This is a genomic window from Enterobacter sp. ENT03 (assembly GCF_019218745.1).
GTDB lineage: Bacteria > Pseudomonadota > Gammaproteobacteria > Enterobacterales > Enterobacteriaceae > Enterobacter_D.
Genome location: NZ_JAHUXA010000073.1, coordinates 1 through 232 on the forward strand (window position 1 = coordinate 1; position 232 = coordinate 232).

A 232-nucleotide genomic window follows, 5' to 3' on the forward strand; every position below is an offset into this window, starting at 1 on the left:
ATTACGCCCTCGTCGTATTCCGGCGGGACCGGAGCACCCCTGTACTGCCGGGCAGACGGCTGATACCGCGAGGCCGGCACTGCCATGTCCAGCGCCTCATGCGGCCGTTCAAGGTTATAGACTGTCCGCCAGTGGTCGAAGGCACGCTGCAGCTCACCGCTGTCCGCGAACCACCTGCCCTGCAGGACTTCCGCTTTCAGACTGCGGTGAAAACGCTCCAGCTTGCCCTGTG

1 protein-coding gene is annotated in these 232 nt (G+C 64.2%); it reads right to left on the reverse strand.

From position 1 onward, the window contains the following. A partial coding sequence (locus KW828_RS21775; RefSeq protein ID WP_218338316.1) for an integrase core domain-containing protein occupies positions 1 to 232 on the reverse strand: 232 nt, incomplete at both ends.